Raw genomic sequence first — 14,413 nt, 5'->3', positions numbered from 1 at the left:
GATGAGGCTTTTTTTGCGTGTTATGTGATTTTACTGAAAAAATAATAATTAAAATCAATTAATTAATAGATGGGTTTTGCCCTTTCACAAAAATTTCTCTTGTTATGACGTTCTCAAGAGTGTATCCCTTTGGGTAGTGCTAAAGGGATACACTCTGTGTTGTTGTTATCATATGAGTAATGATCCCCGAAGCTCTTTAATGAATGTTTTGTTTAATTATATTAGGAAATTTTTATGACATATATCACGATGGGCGAACGTATCGAGGCAGCACGTAAGAGTAAGGGGTTGAGTGCATCACAGCTTGCGCGCCGTGTCGGAGTTAAAGTCTCGACCATGAATAATTGGGAAAGTGATCGTTCAGAGCCTCGTGCCAACAAACTTGTCGCGCTGGCCGGTGTCTTGAGCGTGAATATGATTTGGTTGCTGGAAGGATCCGAAGACAATACCAGCTTACCGCCAAATGTTGAAGTTATTGAAACTGCTGATCTACAGAGCAAGATTACCCGTCTACAGTCCATGCACGAACGTATGGTGCAGCTTCTTTTTGAAATTTCCAGCGAAGTAAATCGTGTTCAGCGTGGCATCAAAGATGATCAGGCCGAGCAGGACGCTGCTCAAGTTTAATTGCTAGTACGTAATTATTAGTTTTAGTTTTGAATTCTGAAAATTGAATTGATTCGAAGTGGATTGTTCTTCTGGTTTAGTTATTTAACTTGATTTTTTGTTCAAGACGTACAGAGAGAAGTATAGATAAGCCTATACGACCGATGAAATATCGGGTGAGCAAGGGTTCAGATAAATGGCTATAGAACGTTGGTTTAAAACCGTGTTCTGATTTTCCGGATAAAACGATCCACTTTTTCTTTGCTCAGGCTTTCGCTAGCATAAAGAGAGAGCATCTGAAAGCGACATTTGGGCGCGCAGGTTCCCCGGATTGCAGTTTTGAGAACCCGCCGGACAGGTTGACGCAAAATCAAGAGATCAACCCATCTGGGCGACCCAAGCGTGGTAATGACCTTCATCTCAACCAGATTGTCGAGCTTGGGCAAAATAGCCTTGTTATCATCTGCGTGATCATAGGCATGCCCCGGCGCCCACACCCGGTCAAACCAGCCCTTGAGAATGGCGGGAAAACCAAACCACCACGTCGGAAAGATCAGCACAAGGCATTGTGTTTCTTTTAACTGTCTAAGGTCCTGCTCCAAGACACTGCTATCAAACTCTTCCGTAAAATAACTCTGCCGTTCAGCATGGGTGAGGGTAGGTGCAAAGCTTTCAGCATAGAGATCCTTTACCGTGATCTCATAGCCCTTGGCCTCTAAATGCGCGATTGCCTCCTTCGCGAGATGTTTGCACAAACTATCCTTTAACGGATGCGCAATAACAACCAGACACTTCACGGTATTTTCCTTAGCTAATAAGTTATTTTAATTTGGTATCTATGAAACACCACAACTATTTTTAAAGTTTAAAGAGTATGGTGTTTCAAGTCATTGTTTTGTTTTTGTTGGCGAATGATAGGGTGTTCTGTAAGGTGAAATTACTAGTTTAAGTAGTGAATTGAATAGATCTGATGCGTAAAGTTATAGCCACATCCCTTCTGATAATAATTTCTATTGCTGGCTATAAGCTTTGGTATGCCATCAAATATCCTTATTCTGTGCCAGTAAGGCTAAACCCGGGGCCTGTGGTGGATAAAGGTTCAGAGCCTATCATAGTCACACTTCATAAATACAATTCGACTAGAGAAGACAAATATCAAACCACAGGAGAAAGCATCAGCTTTGCTTTTCCTGCAGATATGTATTTTTACAGAGGTAATCAGGATGGTGGGCCGCAGTGGAAAATTGGATTAAGGCTCGATTATTATGCGTTCGAGGCAATTGAGCCAAAGCTCAGAGAAACAGAAAAACTCGTACTTGATATGGATGCTTATAGTAAAGCGCGTAGAGAGTTAACTCGAAATCAATCATATATAGATATTTATTCAGGTATTACGCCTATTTCTGGTCCAAAATATTCGTCGATTTTGGATGGTGATTACAGAGAAACAGATCAATTTTGTGACTTAACTATTTATAGTGATGGCTCAGAGCCTACATTTTCTAACCCAGAGTATAAAGATGTTTATCCCTTCACTAATGGAGAACATTTTTATCCACTTACTACAATGGAAATTCAGGAGTTAGACGTAAAAAAAGTCCTCAAAAAAATACAACGTGAAGATGGTTTTTACGCCAATTGTAAATCTTTCAAAAACAATCGTTTTTGTAATGCAAAAACTACATTTGAAGGCTGGGATATTTCATACCAATTTCCAAAGACTGAGCTTTGTAATTGGGAAGGTACGCGTACTCGCATGCGTGATTTTCTCTCAAAATATGTGATAAACAGAACGCCTCCAAGAAAAGCCGAAAATTAAGGGGTTTTGACAAATAAGTCGAAGACTTTGGAATAGGTGCATCATGTTTCTGATTGGTAGCGCTGGATTCAGCTTCGGTTGAATTCAGAAACAGGCCCATCAGGCTGATTTCCTTCTGGGCCTGTTTTGTTAAGTTCTTATAATCTGGGGCAACCCCTTCTAATCTGCAGCAAAGCAATAGAACAGGCCGGAGCCTCCCGTTTTAGTTAGATCACTTTGGCTGCAACCTCGGCTGTCGTGGGCGGCGTTCCAGGATGTGTTGCCGCCGCCGTGGCGGTCGTGGTGGCCGACCGTGGTGGCACCTTCGCCGGAACTGGTCCAGTTGCTACAGGTGTGATCATTTTTATCCCGAGGGAAATAGGCTGTGCCGTCTGACATAGCACCGGTGAGGATATCGTGCTGGTTTGGTTTGTCGCCGCGTCCGTTAACACGATTACCGTTTTCATCAACAGCAGTGCGCATGACGATGTTGGGGTTCAGGTGAAGCTGGTCGACGTCACTGGCAATCAAGACACCATTGGCATTATACCAGGGGCCGAGGCCAATACGATCCCGCGGGGAGACACCGCGTTTGCCTTCTTCCTGTGTGCCGAGATAGGCCCGCCATGTCCGACCCTTTGACCCCGCAGCTTCGGCAAGCTTGGCACAGTGGGCATCCGCGCCTTCCAGACCACCAAGATTACCCCCTTGGCCGGAACCGACAGATGTCACGAAAAAGCCCATAGGGTGATCTTCGGCTGCCATTGCGTGTGGCATTGCCATCAACAAAAGCGTTCCGGCGACAGCAAAGGTTTTTGATATTGTCATGATATGAATATCTCCGTTTTATGCGGTTAAACTGTGGGGCTCAAAACGTTGGCGTAAAAACTGAAACAGGCGTGTCATTTTCTTGGTATTGAGTATGGCCGATAAATCATACACGAGGCCAGTCACGGGATATGATTTACCTTCACTTTTATGAGAGCAGGCCCAAATGAGGATAACCCGAAAAAAACTCATAACGAAAAGCCCTCATAATACATCTACCATATATCGCAGGGGAGGCAGAAGATATGAGGGCTTTTTGTTATCGGCCGGATGCCGTAAAGCGTTAGATGTTGGTCACAATGTTTTTGATTGAGCCAAGGATTGTCTCTACTTCCTCGGCGGTGTTGTAATGGGCGATGCCAATACGCAAGATACCTTCGTCCATTGGAATACCAAGGCTTTCAACAACACCAATGGCATAGTTATGGCCACTCCAGACGAAGATATTTTCTTCACTCAAAGCCTTTGCGAGGGGATCCGGCTTTACTTTGTTGTGGCGGATAGACACGGTGGGTACCCGCGACTTCATCTGGTTATGTGCGGTGGGGCCAAAGATTTCCACACCATCAATTTCTTGCAAGCCTTCGATAAGCTGACTGGTCAGGTTTTCTTCGTATTCTATTGCGGCGCTAAAGGCTGTGGTCATTTGCGCACGGCGAGATCCTGTCTGGCCCAGTTCGCCGCCCAGCCATGCGTAATAATCTATGGCGGCGGTCAATCCGGCCAAAAGCTCAATCGCGGGCGTGCCGGTTTCATACTTGGTTGCCAATGTTTCCGGTACACAGCGGCATTTATAGGCGTGCATTTTCTCGAGTATTGATCGTTTGCCCCAAAGAACCCCGATATGCGGGCCAAAGAATTTGTAGGGTGAACAGATCAGGAAATCACAGCCCAGGTCTTTGACGTCAATCTGGTGGTGCGGGGCCAGTTGAACCGCATCAACATAAACCAGCACATCAGATTTATGGGCCTCGGCAATAATGGACTTAACGTCGTTGATGGCCCCGGTCAGGTTACTGGCATAGTTCAACGCCAACAGCTTTGTTTTATCAGTAATAAGGCCTTTGATATGTTCCGGTTCGATTTTCCAGCTCGCCTTGTCAAAGTCGGCCCACTTGATCACCAGATCCAGATCCTGCGCAATCTCTAACCATGCAGCAACGTTGCCTTCGTGATCCATCCGGGTGACGATGATTTCATCCCCCGGCTTGAAATTACGACAGATACTGCGCGACATGTGCATGGTTAGCGTTGTCATGGTCGCGCCGATAATGATTTCGCCGGGATCATCAGACCCCATGAAGTCGGCCATGGCCAGATGGCAATCATCAACGACCTTTTCTGCGGCAATTGATGTTGGAAAGTATCCGCCAAGATTGGCATTTGCGTTAAGAAAACAGTTCGAAACCGCCTCAATCACGCGCGATGTTACCTGTGTCCCGGCGGGATTATCCAGATAGATCCGCCGTTGCTCTTTACCGTTTAAGCTATCGGTCAAGGACAGGGAAGGGAATTGCGCGCGAACGCTTTCAATGGGGAAGGTCATAATTTAATCCTCAAAAACCACTTTGTTCTGCAAGGATTGTTGTCAGGCCTCTTTGGTCCGAACAATCATCCTAAAGGATGAGTTTGGGATGATCAGTGGTTTGAAGGGCGAAGCTCAATTCTAGTGAACTCTTTGGGAGACAAGCGCAAAAAGCTCTGCCTGTGTTGAAATACCAAGCTTGCGATAGAGGTTCCTGCGATGCGTTTTGACCGTTGGCAGGGCAATGCCAAGGCGAAGGCCAATTGCCTCTGATCCGTGTCCAGATAGGATCAGATCCATGATGTTTTCTTCTCTCGGTGTAAGATCATAGCGGTCCGGTATAAGAGCTTGCTGTGCTGCTTCTTGTGTTAAGCCGAGGGCTTCACAGTGTTTTTTGATGGCGCTGATGATAATGGGCACCAATTCTTGCGAGCGTTCAAGCAAGGCGGCGTTTTTGCCCGCGTGATCTGTTTTTTGCGACAGAGAAATTTCAATCACATCATTACCGGGCAGGGGAATAGCCAGCATAAGTTCCTGCATACCCAGTGGCCAACCATCTGTGACATAGCCGATTTCTTCCATTTGATCTGGGCGCATTTTGTAATCATGGGGGCTTTTGGATTTCTCTGCATAGGAGCGTGACGAAATTTCCCGTGACAGGGCTTCCATCGTGTGCAGACCGGGCTTCAAACCTTCGCGACAGGCGTGGTAAAAGGGATTAATCTGCCAGGTACTTTGCAGAAAATTTTTCAAACCTTCCCGATATCCCAGCGGGCTTAATCCGTCGTAGAGAACCTGTGGTCGCTGTTCTTTTTGATATTGAAATATCATACAGAATTCGTGTGGGATAACGTGTTTTAGCTGATCAGCAACCCACGGGAAAAAATGTTTTTTCCCAATATTGTCAATGAGTGAACTGACCCAGAGAGCAGTGTTAAAATTAGTATGGTCATGGTCAGGTCTAAAGTTTGTTGATTGTACGATTTCACCTGACATTCTCGACCTCCCTGATCCGCAACCTGTTTATTATGGGGTTTTGTTGGCTCAAGAGTATATCAAGAACTTTATGGCTGTCTATTGGGATAGGAAGCCAGCCTTCATTTATCGCCTTTTCTCGAGCATGGCATCAAAGAGGCGAGAAGTTGCGTGAAGACTGGTTTCCGACAATACTACTGGGCTAGAACTCTTGATGCTTTATTGAAGAACAGAAAGCCAGCGATGTCTGATATTTCCTTTAACAGTAAGAAAACTACACCTGCGAGGAAAATGAGGGCAGCGGGGCTTGGATTGGAATTTCCCGGTGAACCGGGACAACACAATTCAATCACCGATGTTGCCGGGGTGAGTGTCGGTTATACGACCTTGATCGAAGGGCAAGGAGCTTTGCAGGTTGGCAAAGGCCCTGTGCGAACGGGCGTCACGGCTATTTTACCTCGTCCTAAGTCAGAGATCTGTAAACCTGTTTTCGCGGGATGTTTTTCCTTTAACGGAAATGGTGAGCTGACGTCTTCTCACTATCTGGAAGAAGTTGGCTTGCTGACCTTGCCGATTACCATAACCAACACCCATGCCTGTGGTCTGACCCGGGATGCGACCCTGCGCTGGGCCAGTCAGATTTACCCTGTTGAGTTTCTGGACAGTTTTGGCTTGCCTGTCGCCGCTGAAACTTATGATGGTTTTCTGAATGATATTAATGGCTTTCATGTCAGGAATGAACACGTGTACGAGGCAATCGAAACGGCGAAATCCGGCCCGATAGAAGAGGGAAGTGTTGGCGGTGGGACGGGCATGAAGAGCTTTGGTTTCAAAGCCGGGTCGGGGACCGCCTCGCGTCGGGTTGGCTATGCCGGGCGGGATTACACTGTCGGTGTCTTTGTACAATCGAACTTTGGTAAACGTGACGATCTGACAATTCTGGGGCACCCCATTGGTAAAGGGTTGTCTGAACCAAAGATGGTCGAACAGACCGCCAGTACAGAGCTTAGTTCTATTATTGGTATTGTTGCGACGGATGCGCCGTTGCTTCCGCATCAACTCAAGCGGTTGGCGCGTCGGGCGGCTTTGGGGATGGGGAAAACCGGCGGGATCGGGGCGCATGGGTCCGGTGATATCTTTCTGGCCTTTTCAACAGCCAATGGTGATGTCTTGGCTGAGACAAAACCTGCTGTTCAAAGTGTCGCCTTTATCCCCGATGCGGATCTGGATTTCCTGTTTGAATCGGTTATACAGGCAACAGAAGAAGCGATCATTAACTCAATGGTCGCCAATGAAGACATGGAGGGACGGGATGGCAATTTTGTTCCGGCACTGCCACATTCTGTTTTAATAGATATGGTGAAGATTAATCCAAAGAACAAGCAACAGGAAAATGAAGATAAGTAACCAGGATCAAAACGAGCTACTTTGTTCTTCGGGAAGTTCCTGCAGCATTTTTCGGGCTAGTTTAGCCCATTCATCAACCAGTGCCTTGGCCATGATAACCTTGCCCATATTTTCAGGGGAGGGAGAGGGAATGTCCTGAGCAACAAGTCCTTCGACGATGGCACGTATCTGAAGGGGGCTTAGCTGTACCTGAAAGTGATCCGTGTTTTGACAGTCAATATTCTGATCTGATTTATCCAAAGGTGTTCCATGAACAATATTACGTACGGTCAATGCCAGTTCTGGATTGTTTTTGCGCAAAAGTTCATAGGTGAACATCAGGCTTCCACGACTGAAAACATCGGGCGCATTGTTTGAATAGCGATTAGTGTTTTCTGGTGAAGCGGCAGAAGAAAATTTTAAAGGCATCTGTTTGCTTTCCTCGCTATCCAGTTTGAATTATTATGTTTTTACTTATTACCTTCACTTTTCAATCAATAGCATAGCTATAAAGTGTTAAAGAGAACTCAATTCTTGTTTAAAGCCGCCTTAGCCGCCTATTTAAAAGTGTGATCCCACAGGCAATATAGATCAGAGCAATATAGACCAGTACAGATGAAAACGAGCCAGTATAAGGAAGACAGTAATGATGTTTCTGAAAGTTTTTATGGGACTATTGGTCGGTATCATCATTTTCATATTGGTGGGGTTGATTTTTATTGGGCGAGACCGGGGTTTGGAGCTTGTTTTTGGTCCGATCGAAGAAAAGAAAATTAATTTCAGTACATTGACACTGCCATCAACCCTAAATCAATTTCTGGTTTGCCCTAAAAGTTTCTGTCAGGCATCTGCCCACCGGGAAAGCCCGGTTTACAATTTATCTGTGGATGAGCTAAAGGCAGAGTGGCTGACATTTATCAAGAAACAGCCCCGGATAGAAGAGGGGGCCGCAGATGAGCAAAAGCAACAATATGATTTTATTCAACGAACAGAGTGGATACGTTATCCCGATAGCATTACGATCCGTTTTATCCCGCTTGGCTCAACAACCTCGACCTTGGCGATCTATAGTCGTTCCCACTATGGGAAAAGTGATTTTGGGGTAAATGAGCAGCGGATCACAAATTGGCTTACTCAGATGTCTGGTTGATTTGACTATAGATCCGTTCCGAATGTTAAGGGTGATTTATTTGCTGGCTTGTTAAGGCTATTTTAAAATGTTTCTGAAAAACTGAGATCTCTAGATGAGGGTGTGCTCCTTGGTGATTTGCTCGCAAAATTACGTGGTCTAATAGGATTGTGACTTTGATATTCGAAGTTCGAAGATTAGACCAAGAATTGGCAAAATAATAAGGAAGACCACAATGGTATTTTTAAAACCGCTGATTTCTTTTTTGATGAATTTGAACCAAACGTTTGGTGGCTCAAAAGCTGAGGTGCCTTGCGTTATTCCTGTTAAAGCGCACGGCCAAAATAACAAGCTGGGCCAAAATCATAAACTGCGTCAGAAAAGAAAATAAGTCAGGCCATAAGAAAAAACTGGTCACCCAATTATATTCGGTTCAGCAATATTAGTGCTGACGATCTTTGCTATTTTCTTTGTTATTTGATCACTGTTAAACGAAACAACGTTCGCGGGACATTATTCTGAAACAGGTGTTCCATCAGATTTGAAAAAGGCATTTGGCCTGTTTTTACCCTGGATCTTATCAATAAATAGTCGCGCAAAAATTTTAATCATCAAACCTATTGGAAATTTCCCAGCAGATTTTTCAGCCGAGGGCATTGATTTTGTTGTGTCCTGAGGTTTTATTGCGCCTTGTTCCATAACTGAATAGCGTACTGGCCCCAGAACTTTTTCGCAGTCATCTCCACAAGCCATAAAGTTGTGAACGATACCGATAAAGGGAAGTTTGGGGCCTACCATATTTCCGGCAGGTGTCTGACAACAGTTAGTGTACCAGCGATAGATACCTTTTTCTGATAACTTTAAATAGCGAAGTTGATCTTGCCCCTGCGTAATTTCAACTTGAGACGGTGTGATCTGAAAAATATCGGTTCCGCCATGAGTATTGAGAACATCATCAGCACGGCCAATTTTTTTTGCGAAATTCTGGCAATCTCCGCAATAACAGATGACGCGTCGCCCCGTTGTTGGCGATATGTTCCTCGCCACTCCCTTTACTTTGCCGCAAGAACACTCAAGTGCGATATCAGCCATGATTTCTGCCTTTGGAGGATAAATTTATTATGCGAAGATAGTACTAATTTGTTGAGTGAGAACAATAGTTTTTGAAGGTAGTATGGGGATGGTGTTTGAAAAAAAATCCCCGGCCAAGGGAGACCGGGGAAGTTAGCAAGTTGACACAAACTATACTTGCTCAGGGTAGGGAGGTTTTATTCTGTAAAAATAAATTTAGAGCATTGATCTCAAGAGTTCTGTCTCGAAAACCTTGCAAAAAACGGTTAGTTTTTTTGCAATTGGGAAGAAGTGAAAAGGATGAAACTAAAGAAAAAATTTGAAAAGCGGGGAAACAAAAGCGAAGCCAGAATGGGCTGAGGCTTGTGGAGATGGTGTTCTGATCTTTGCGGCTATTATGCCTGATACGATCAGTCATCTTGTCGTCTCCCCCTAGTGGTTTCGCTAAACACTCAGGTAACGCACTCACGTCAACAACTTTCCATACACTATAACCTGAAAATACTTCTTTTGAGAAGAAGAATTTCACATAAGTGTAATAGTGGTTGTATATCAATGGCTTTAATGGGGCTATATTTAGGGTATGGGGCGTGCTTGACACGATACGTAGCCATTGTGGATTTGCGTGGGAACTAAGTTGAAAATAAACTGAAAAAGCTTGATATACTGTCGCGCAGCTTTCTTTAAACAGGTTCAGATACTAAACATCTAACGATTGGTGAGTTCATATCTTTTGATCTGAAACTGATCTTTACATAAATCTAGGAATAGCCTTGCGAGGCGAGAAAGTCTTTGAGACCCCTGATGCACTGCAAAAAGGGTTATTTCCGGAAAATGCCATGAGGGCAACAGTTTAACAATATCTCCGGCGTCAATTTTCTCGGTACACAAGATTGAGGGAGCTTCTGCAATACCCATCCCAAGTTTTGCTGCTTCGAGGACACTCATATAGTCATTTATAGAAAGATTGGGCGAGAATGAGTGTTCATAATTTTTTTTGCCGTTTTGAAATCGCCAGATAAGCTCTGGTTTATTATGAAACCCAAATCCTATGAGCGAATGCTTTTTTAGATCACTTGGTTTCTTTATGGGGGATTTAATGGCGAGATAACTTGGTGCCCCGATCAGGATATGACGGTATTTTAGCAGGGAAACGACGACATGGTTGTGGTTTTCAGGTGGTGCAACCCGAAAAGATATATCAAGATTATCGTCATCGAAGTTTAATAGCCTTTCCGAAATAGAGACATTTACCTTCGCTTGTTTGTATCGACTTTGAAATGTTTTTACGATTGGCAGAAACAATGGTTCTGCGAGGTTGGGTGGAACAGATATATGAAGTTGCCCCTGTTCCGTTGATCTGTATTGGCGCAGCGTTTGGTTTGCAAAATTGAATGATGCCAAGCCTTCTTGGCAATGTTGATAATAAATTTTGCCGATATCCGTTAGTTCAACTGAACGCGTTGTACGAGTAAGTAGTTTAGTTTCAAGAGATTTTTCAAGTTCTGTAATTTTTCGACTTAGTGTGGAAAGGGGAAGGGATAACTCTTTGGCTGCTTTGGTAAAGCTCTTGGTTTGAACGATGTAAACGAAAATCGCCATGGCATTGTAGTGCATGAAGGTGTTCCATATATGGGATAATTGTTTTAATAATATTCCTTTATCCCAAAATGAAAAGCTTGATAATAGCGGCTGAAGATTAAACGAATTAATCCGGTCATGGAGATTATGTTTTGATGAGTAATACTAACAATCATATTAATTATATTGAGTTTCCTTTGCGTGATGTATCCGCGACAAAAGCCTTTTATGAAACTTGTTTTGGGTGGGTGTTTCAGGACTGGGGCCCGGATTATATCAGCTTTTCTGGTGCAGGTGTTGAAGGTGGTTTTAACGGAGAAAGCAAGCGGCCAGTTGCTGATCCGGGGGTGTTGGTTGTTTTGTATAGTAATGATCTCGGGAAAATTCTTGCCAAAGTTAAAGAGGCAGGCGGTGTTATTAAGCAGGATATATATGAATTTCCCGGGGGGAAGCGGTTTCATTTTGAGGACCCGAATGGCAATGAACTCGCGATCTGGTCAGATAAGTAAGTTCTAACCGTGTATTCGAGATTTATTCCATGTTTGAAAGCTTGCGTTTGAAGCTTGTTGCGATTTTATTTCAGAGGATTGAGTGAAATAGCCTAAGAGTTAGGAATATTTATCTGTTTTGAGAGATATTTTTCAAAAATATTTTGAATTGTACCGTCTGCCTTTAGCTCTTTAATGATCTGATTGTATTTTCGATGTATTTCTCTGATATTTGGATAGGTAGAGGCTTTGGAAAAAACGTTGTAATAAGGCTTTGATTTGAGTGGTTTGGGTAAGAAGGTAATTTTCTCAAGATTGCCTTTTTTCTTTTCTTCATAAAGTGTGCTGATTGTATTCATCGGGACGGCGTCTAACCGGTTTTTTAAAAGTTTACCGATTTGCAAATCATTACGTGGCGCCATTTCAAGTCTAAGATTGGCATCAAAAAAAGCAGGGGTGTAGGAAATATCATTGGTTGCGCCAATTGTTAGTCCCTTGAGATCATCGAAGGTGTCAAAGGTAATCTTATTCTCGTCTTCGGCTCGAATGAAGAAGTTCCAGGTTATATTCACATAGGATTCTTCTGGATAGAGTAGATACTCTTCTCTGGATTTTCTTTTCGAGAATAGAAGCAACATGTCAGCTCTACCCTTTTGAGCTTCCTGTTGAATGCGGGCATCAGATTTTATAAATTTTATGACATAGGCAATATTCAGCTTCTTCATGACAATATCGACAATTTCGATATCGATCCCTTGGATAATCCCATTTTCTTGAAACTTATATGGTTCCTGGGGATTAGCCATGATGACGAAATCCCTGCTGAATGCAGTGGTATGCATTGATGAATAAAAGATACTTAGAAGTAATATAAAGCTAAAGCGGTTCATTCTGATCTCTCCTTTATTGAGATCTTGCTTACTGCCTTAGTAAAAAAACAGAGCGTATTGGAGTTTCCCAGATTTATAATGTGCGTAAAAAATGAAATTTTCGTATATTTTTATCTCAGCCACTATCCATAACTAAAGAAGTTAACTTCACGCCTTATTCTAACGAGTGTTTGTTCACTTAAAGGTTAGGATAAGATAATGACTAAATCCGCTATTGATGTTTCTATTGTTAAAACTCTGGATGAACTAGAGCTTGCCTATGGCATAAGACGTCAAGTTTTTATGGGTGAGGGAGGAGAGCCAGAGGAGGAGCAGTTTGACGGAAATGATTTGTGTTCAGCCCACTTAATTGCCCAATGGAACGGGATTGTTTGTGGTACAATGAGAATTCGCATTATCTCTATGGATGAAGGTGGTACGACAATTTGGGAACGTCTCTCTGTCTTGAAAGAGGTTAGGGGGAAAAATCCTTGGATTTTCCGATCTTTGCTTTTAAATGCAAAGCGATACACAGAAATGATGGGTCTGCAAACTGTGATTGGTATTGTTGAAGATCCGAAGTTGATGCGGTTTTGGAAGCTTTATGGCTTTAGACCTACGGGGGAAAAGCCACTTAACTATCGCGGACATGAATATGTGCCGATCAAATTGTCGTTGGAGACAACAAAAGACAAGGCTAGATTGAGGGGGGAGGTTTCATTGCGGCAGGCTGTACGCGCCTTTCCAGATGTTTTTGCTCAGACCCAAGGATAAACATAAGTGTGAAAGAGTTAAAATTTGCGCAAGATATTCTCCAGGCGGAAACGCCTGGAGAGACCAGAGATCTGATTCTAAATCTGGGTTTTAATGGTTTGTTCTTTCAGCGATGGTACCCGGATGTAATGGACAACTGGGAAGGTCTTCTGGCAAGAGGTTTTCAGGAGCACTATTACGCAGCGCAAGTATACCGTTTTTGTCCCGTAGCACGTGCTATTCATCAGTGGCATCGTAGTTATACCTTTGCAGAGGCCCGGCGTACTATTCTTGTTGGCAGTGCAGAAGCTAAAGTAGCGGATAATTTATGGAAACTATTTGGGATGGAAGATGGTGTTGTTGTTTTTTCAGGGCGCAGCAATCTAAAATCAGCTTTAATTCTGACAACAGATTGTCCTGTGGAAGAGTTATACCAAAAACATTCCGGGATTTTGGCTTTGGCGGCTGATAAGCTGGATCGTCAACTTTGCTCGGGTCATACATTGTTGCGGCAATTGAGCAGGGAAAACATCACGCTTTCACCGATACAGCAAAAAATTTTGAGACTGCAGATTAATCAGCCTGAACTCTCTAATGCAGCAATGGCTGAAATGTTGGGAATTTCTGTGAATACACTGTTTTCTCATCACAAGAAAATTGCCAAGAAAGAAGGTGTTACGACCTTTACCGGCGCAATTATTAAGCAACTAGGAAAGAATGCTTCAGACTAACTTGTCTTACTGCTGAAGACCTTTCATCAGAATTCAAATGGGATTAGTCTGTTCTGATATTCGAGTTGCCCGTTTCGGCTAATCTGTATTCGTGGTTTTGCGCAATAGAATCTTCTAATTCGTTAACTGCTTTCAGCGCTTTTGAAAGATAGCTGTCTTTGCTGGCGGGGGCGCGTTTTGTTGTATTGATAAACGAAGAAATCGTAACACCAAGGACATTGGCGATATCTTGTAAAAGGGGCGGGGGAATTTCGATTTCACCGGCTTCACATTGTTGGATATAATGCGCTTTAACACCGACCTTATGTGCAAGGTCTGACTTGGACAGATTTTTTAAAAGTCGCGCATAACGAATATTTACGCCGATAGTGATATTACTCGTGTGGATATTATTTATAATCGGCACGTCAAAATCCCAGCGGTCATCTGCTAATCCCCGGTGGCTATCTACCAATCGGGCTGATTAGCGGTAAAATGAAATGATGAAGCCGAAGGTTGAACCGACGGATTGTTATTGTGAGGCTTTCACATAACAATGTAGGAATAAGTATATTTTCTATTCATAAGATAAACAACTTAAAATTTTAGACATCAGGCGACAAATAATTCTTCTTTTCTCGACCTTAAATATTGATGGAATATCTGTTGCAAAATATTTCTAGACTCATATTCC

The 14,413-nt window shown here is 43.3% G+C and carries 17 protein-coding genes; 8 read left to right on the top strand and 9 right to left on the bottom strand.

The window, feature by feature from the left end:
- Positions 1-234 precede the first annotated feature (234 nt).
- A complete protein-coding gene (locus BKB51_RS01985; RefSeq protein WP_047763110.1) occupies positions 235-627 on the top strand; it encodes a helix-turn-helix domain-containing protein in 393 nt (130 codons plus the stop codon).
- A 194-nt stretch (positions 628-821) separates the two neighbouring features.
- On the opposite strand, the gene BKB51_RS01980 is transcribed toward BKB51_RS01985, so the two are convergent.
- Positions 822-1,403 (bottom strand): NAD(P)H-dependent oxidoreductase, encoded by a 582-nt coding sequence (locus BKB51_RS01980; RefSeq protein WP_085899414.1) that lies wholly within the window; start codon positions 1,401-1,403, stop codon positions 822-824.
- 173 nt (positions 1,404-1,576) lie between these two features.
- Here BKB51_RS01980 and BKB51_RS01975 point away from each other — a divergent pair, with 173 nt between their 5' ends.
- Positions 1,577-2,425 carry a hypothetical protein gene (locus BKB51_RS01975; RefSeq protein WP_085899413.1) on the top strand — a complete coding sequence of 283 codons (849 nt, stop codon included), beginning with the start codon at positions 1,577-1,579 and terminating at the stop codon, positions 2,423-2,425.
- 159 nt (positions 2,426-2,584) lie between these two features.
- Here the strand turns inward: BKB51_RS01975 and BKB51_RS01970 are convergent, their stop codons facing one another.
- From BKB51_RS01970 to BKB51_RS01960, 3 genes are all read right to left on the bottom strand, one after another.
- Entirely contained in the window at positions 2,585-3,232 is a 648-nt protein-coding gene (locus BKB51_RS01970; RefSeq protein WP_085899412.1) for a hypothetical protein, read from the bottom strand.
- A gap of 283 nt (positions 3,233-3,515) precedes the next feature.
- The gene (locus BKB51_RS01965) at positions 3,516-4,778 is read right to left on the bottom strand and encodes a cysteine desulfurase-like protein (protein ID WP_085899411.1); all 1,263 of its coding nucleotides are present in this window, start codon (positions 4,776-4,778) and stop codon (positions 3,516-3,518) included.
- 120 nt (positions 4,779-4,898) lie between these two features.
- Positions 4,899-5,753 (bottom strand): helix-turn-helix transcriptional regulator, encoded by an 855-nt coding sequence (locus BKB51_RS01960; RefSeq protein WP_085899410.1) that lies wholly within the window; start codon positions 5,751-5,753, stop codon positions 4,899-4,901.
- Positions 5,754-5,903: 150 nt separating this feature from the next.
- Between BKB51_RS01960 and BKB51_RS01955 the strand changes: the two genes are divergently transcribed.
- The gene (locus tag BKB51_RS01955) at positions 5,904-7,139 is read left to right on the top strand and encodes a DmpA family aminopeptidase (RefSeq protein WP_245813195.1); all 1,236 of its coding nucleotides are present in this window, start codon (positions 5,904-5,906) and stop codon (positions 7,137-7,139) included.
- A gap of 6 nt (positions 7,140-7,145) precedes the next feature.
- Here the strand turns inward: BKB51_RS01955 and BKB51_RS01950 are convergent, their stop codons facing one another.
- Positions 7,146-7,547 (bottom strand): hypothetical protein, encoded by a 402-nt coding sequence (locus BKB51_RS01950; RefSeq protein ID WP_085899408.1) that lies wholly within the window; start codon positions 7,545-7,547, stop codon positions 7,146-7,148.
- Positions 7,548-7,764: 217 nt separating this feature from the next.
- On the opposite strand from BKB51_RS01950, the gene BKB51_RS01945 reads away from it, so the two are divergent.
- Together BKB51_RS01945 and BKB51_RS20690 are read left to right on the top strand one after the other, a co-directional pair.
- Positions 7,765-8,268: a DUF1499 domain-containing protein gene (locus BKB51_RS01945; protein WP_085899407.1), complete on the top strand. Its 504-nt coding sequence runs from the start codon at positions 7,765-7,767 to the stop codon at positions 8,266-8,268.
- Positions 8,269-8,482: 214 nt separating this feature from the next.
- Positions 8,483-8,638 carry a hypothetical protein gene (locus tag BKB51_RS20690; RefSeq protein WP_158090114.1) on the top strand — a complete coding sequence of 52 codons (156 nt, stop codon included), beginning with the start codon at positions 8,483-8,485 and terminating at the stop codon, positions 8,636-8,638.
- A 122-nt stretch (positions 8,639-8,760) separates the two neighbouring features.
- Here BKB51_RS20690 and BKB51_RS01940 read toward each other — a convergent pair whose 3' ends face one another.
- Entirely contained in the window at positions 8,761-9,339 is a 579-nt protein-coding gene (locus tag BKB51_RS01940; protein ID WP_085899406.1) for a DUF6151 family protein, read from the bottom strand.
- Positions 9,340-10,026: 687 nt separating this feature from the next.
- On the bottom strand, positions 10,027-10,935 hold the full coding sequence (locus BKB51_RS01930; protein WP_085899404.1) for a LysR family transcriptional regulator: 909 nt from the start codon (positions 10,933-10,935) through the stop codon (positions 10,027-10,029).
- A 119-nt stretch (positions 10,936-11,054) separates the two neighbouring features.
- Between BKB51_RS01930 and BKB51_RS01925 the strand changes: the two genes are divergently transcribed.
- Positions 11,055-11,408 carry a VOC family protein gene (locus tag BKB51_RS01925; protein ID WP_085899403.1) on the top strand — a complete coding sequence of 118 codons (354 nt, stop codon included), beginning with the start codon at positions 11,055-11,057 and terminating at the stop codon, positions 11,406-11,408.
- 92 nt (positions 11,409-11,500) lie between these two features.
- Here the strand turns inward: BKB51_RS01925 and BKB51_RS01920 are convergent, their stop codons facing one another.
- Positions 11,501-12,193 (bottom strand): substrate-binding periplasmic protein, encoded by a 693-nt coding sequence (locus BKB51_RS01920; RefSeq protein ID WP_198946600.1) that lies wholly within the window; start codon positions 12,191-12,193, stop codon positions 11,501-11,503.
- Between the two features lie 282 nt (positions 12,194-12,475).
- On the opposite strand from BKB51_RS01920, the gene BKB51_RS01915 reads away from it, so the two are divergent.
- A complete protein-coding gene (locus BKB51_RS01915; protein ID WP_085899402.1) occupies positions 12,476-13,030 on the top strand; it encodes a GNAT family N-acetyltransferase in 555 nt (184 codons plus the stop codon).
- Between the two features lie 8 nt (positions 13,031-13,038).
- A complete protein-coding gene (locus BKB51_RS01910) occupies positions 13,039-13,740 on the top strand; it encodes a helix-turn-helix transcriptional regulator (protein ID WP_085899401.1) in 702 nt (233 codons plus the stop codon).
- A 43-nt stretch (positions 13,741-13,783) separates the two neighbouring features.
- Here BKB51_RS01910 and BKB51_RS01905 read toward each other — a convergent pair whose 3' ends face one another.
- Positions 13,784-14,146, bottom strand: a complete 363-nt coding sequence (locus tag BKB51_RS01905; protein ID WP_158090113.1) for a helix-turn-helix domain-containing protein — start codon at positions 14,144-14,146, stop codon at positions 13,784-13,786.
- Between the last annotated feature and the right edge of the window lie 267 nt (positions 14,147-14,413).

It is taken from the genome of Kiloniella majae, from assembly GCF_002118315.1.
Classification (GTDB): Bacteria; Pseudomonadota; Alphaproteobacteria; order Kiloniellales; family Kiloniellaceae; genus Kiloniella; species Kiloniella majae.
The sequence above is the reverse complement of the archived record's forward strand: the minus strand, read 5'-3'. Positions and strand labels throughout refer to the sequence as shown.

What these genes read in the sequence shown, in the direction of transcription:
- BKB51_RS01985 (WP_047763110.1), top strand. Translation starts at nt 235, where the DNA reads ATGACATATATCACGATGGGCGAACGTATCGAGGCAGCACGTAAGAGT.
- BKB51_RS01975 (WP_085899413.1), top strand. Translation starts at nt 1,577, where the DNA reads ATGCGTAAAGTTATAGCCACATCCCTTCTGATAATAATTTCTATTGCT.
- BKB51_RS01970 (WP_085899412.1), bottom strand. Translation starts at nt 3,232, where the DNA reads ATGACAATATCAAAAACCTTTGCTGTCGCCGGAACGCTTTTGTTGATG.
- BKB51_RS01965 (WP_085899411.1), bottom strand. Translation starts at nt 4,778, where the DNA reads ATGACCTTCCCCATTGAAAGCGTTCGCGCGCAATTCCCTTCCCTGTCC.
- BKB51_RS01960 (WP_085899410.1), bottom strand. Translation starts at nt 5,753, where the DNA reads ATGTCAGGTGAAATCGTACAATCAACAAACTTTAGACCTGACCATGAC.
- BKB51_RS01950 (WP_085899408.1), bottom strand. Translation starts at nt 7,547, where the DNA reads ATGCCTTTAAAATTTTCTTCTGCCGCTTCACCAGAAAACACTAATCGC.
- BKB51_RS01945 (WP_085899407.1), top strand. Translation starts at nt 7,765, where the DNA reads ATGATGTTTCTGAAAGTTTTTATGGGACTATTGGTCGGTATCATCATT.
- BKB51_RS20690 (WP_158090114.1), top strand. Translation starts at nt 8,483, where the DNA reads ATGGTATTTTTAAAACCGCTGATTTCTTTTTTGATGAATTTGAACCAA.
- BKB51_RS01940 (WP_085899406.1), bottom strand. Translation starts at nt 9,339, where the DNA reads ATGGCTGATATCGCACTTGAGTGTTCTTGCGGCAAAGTAAAGGGAGTG.
- BKB51_RS01930 (WP_085899404.1), bottom strand. Translation starts at nt 10,935, where the DNA reads ATGCACTACAATGCCATGGCGATTTTCGTTTACATCGTTCAAACCAAG.
- BKB51_RS01925 (WP_085899403.1), top strand. Translation starts at nt 11,055, where the DNA reads ATGAGTAATACTAACAATCATATTAATTATATTGAGTTTCCTTTGCGT.
- BKB51_RS01920 (WP_198946600.1), bottom strand. Translation starts at nt 12,193, where the DNA reads ATGGCTAATCCCCAGGAACCATATAAGTTTCAAGAAAATGGGATTATC.
- BKB51_RS01915 (WP_085899402.1), top strand. Translation starts at nt 12,476, where the DNA reads ATGACTAAATCCGCTATTGATGTTTCTATTGTTAAAACTCTGGATGAA.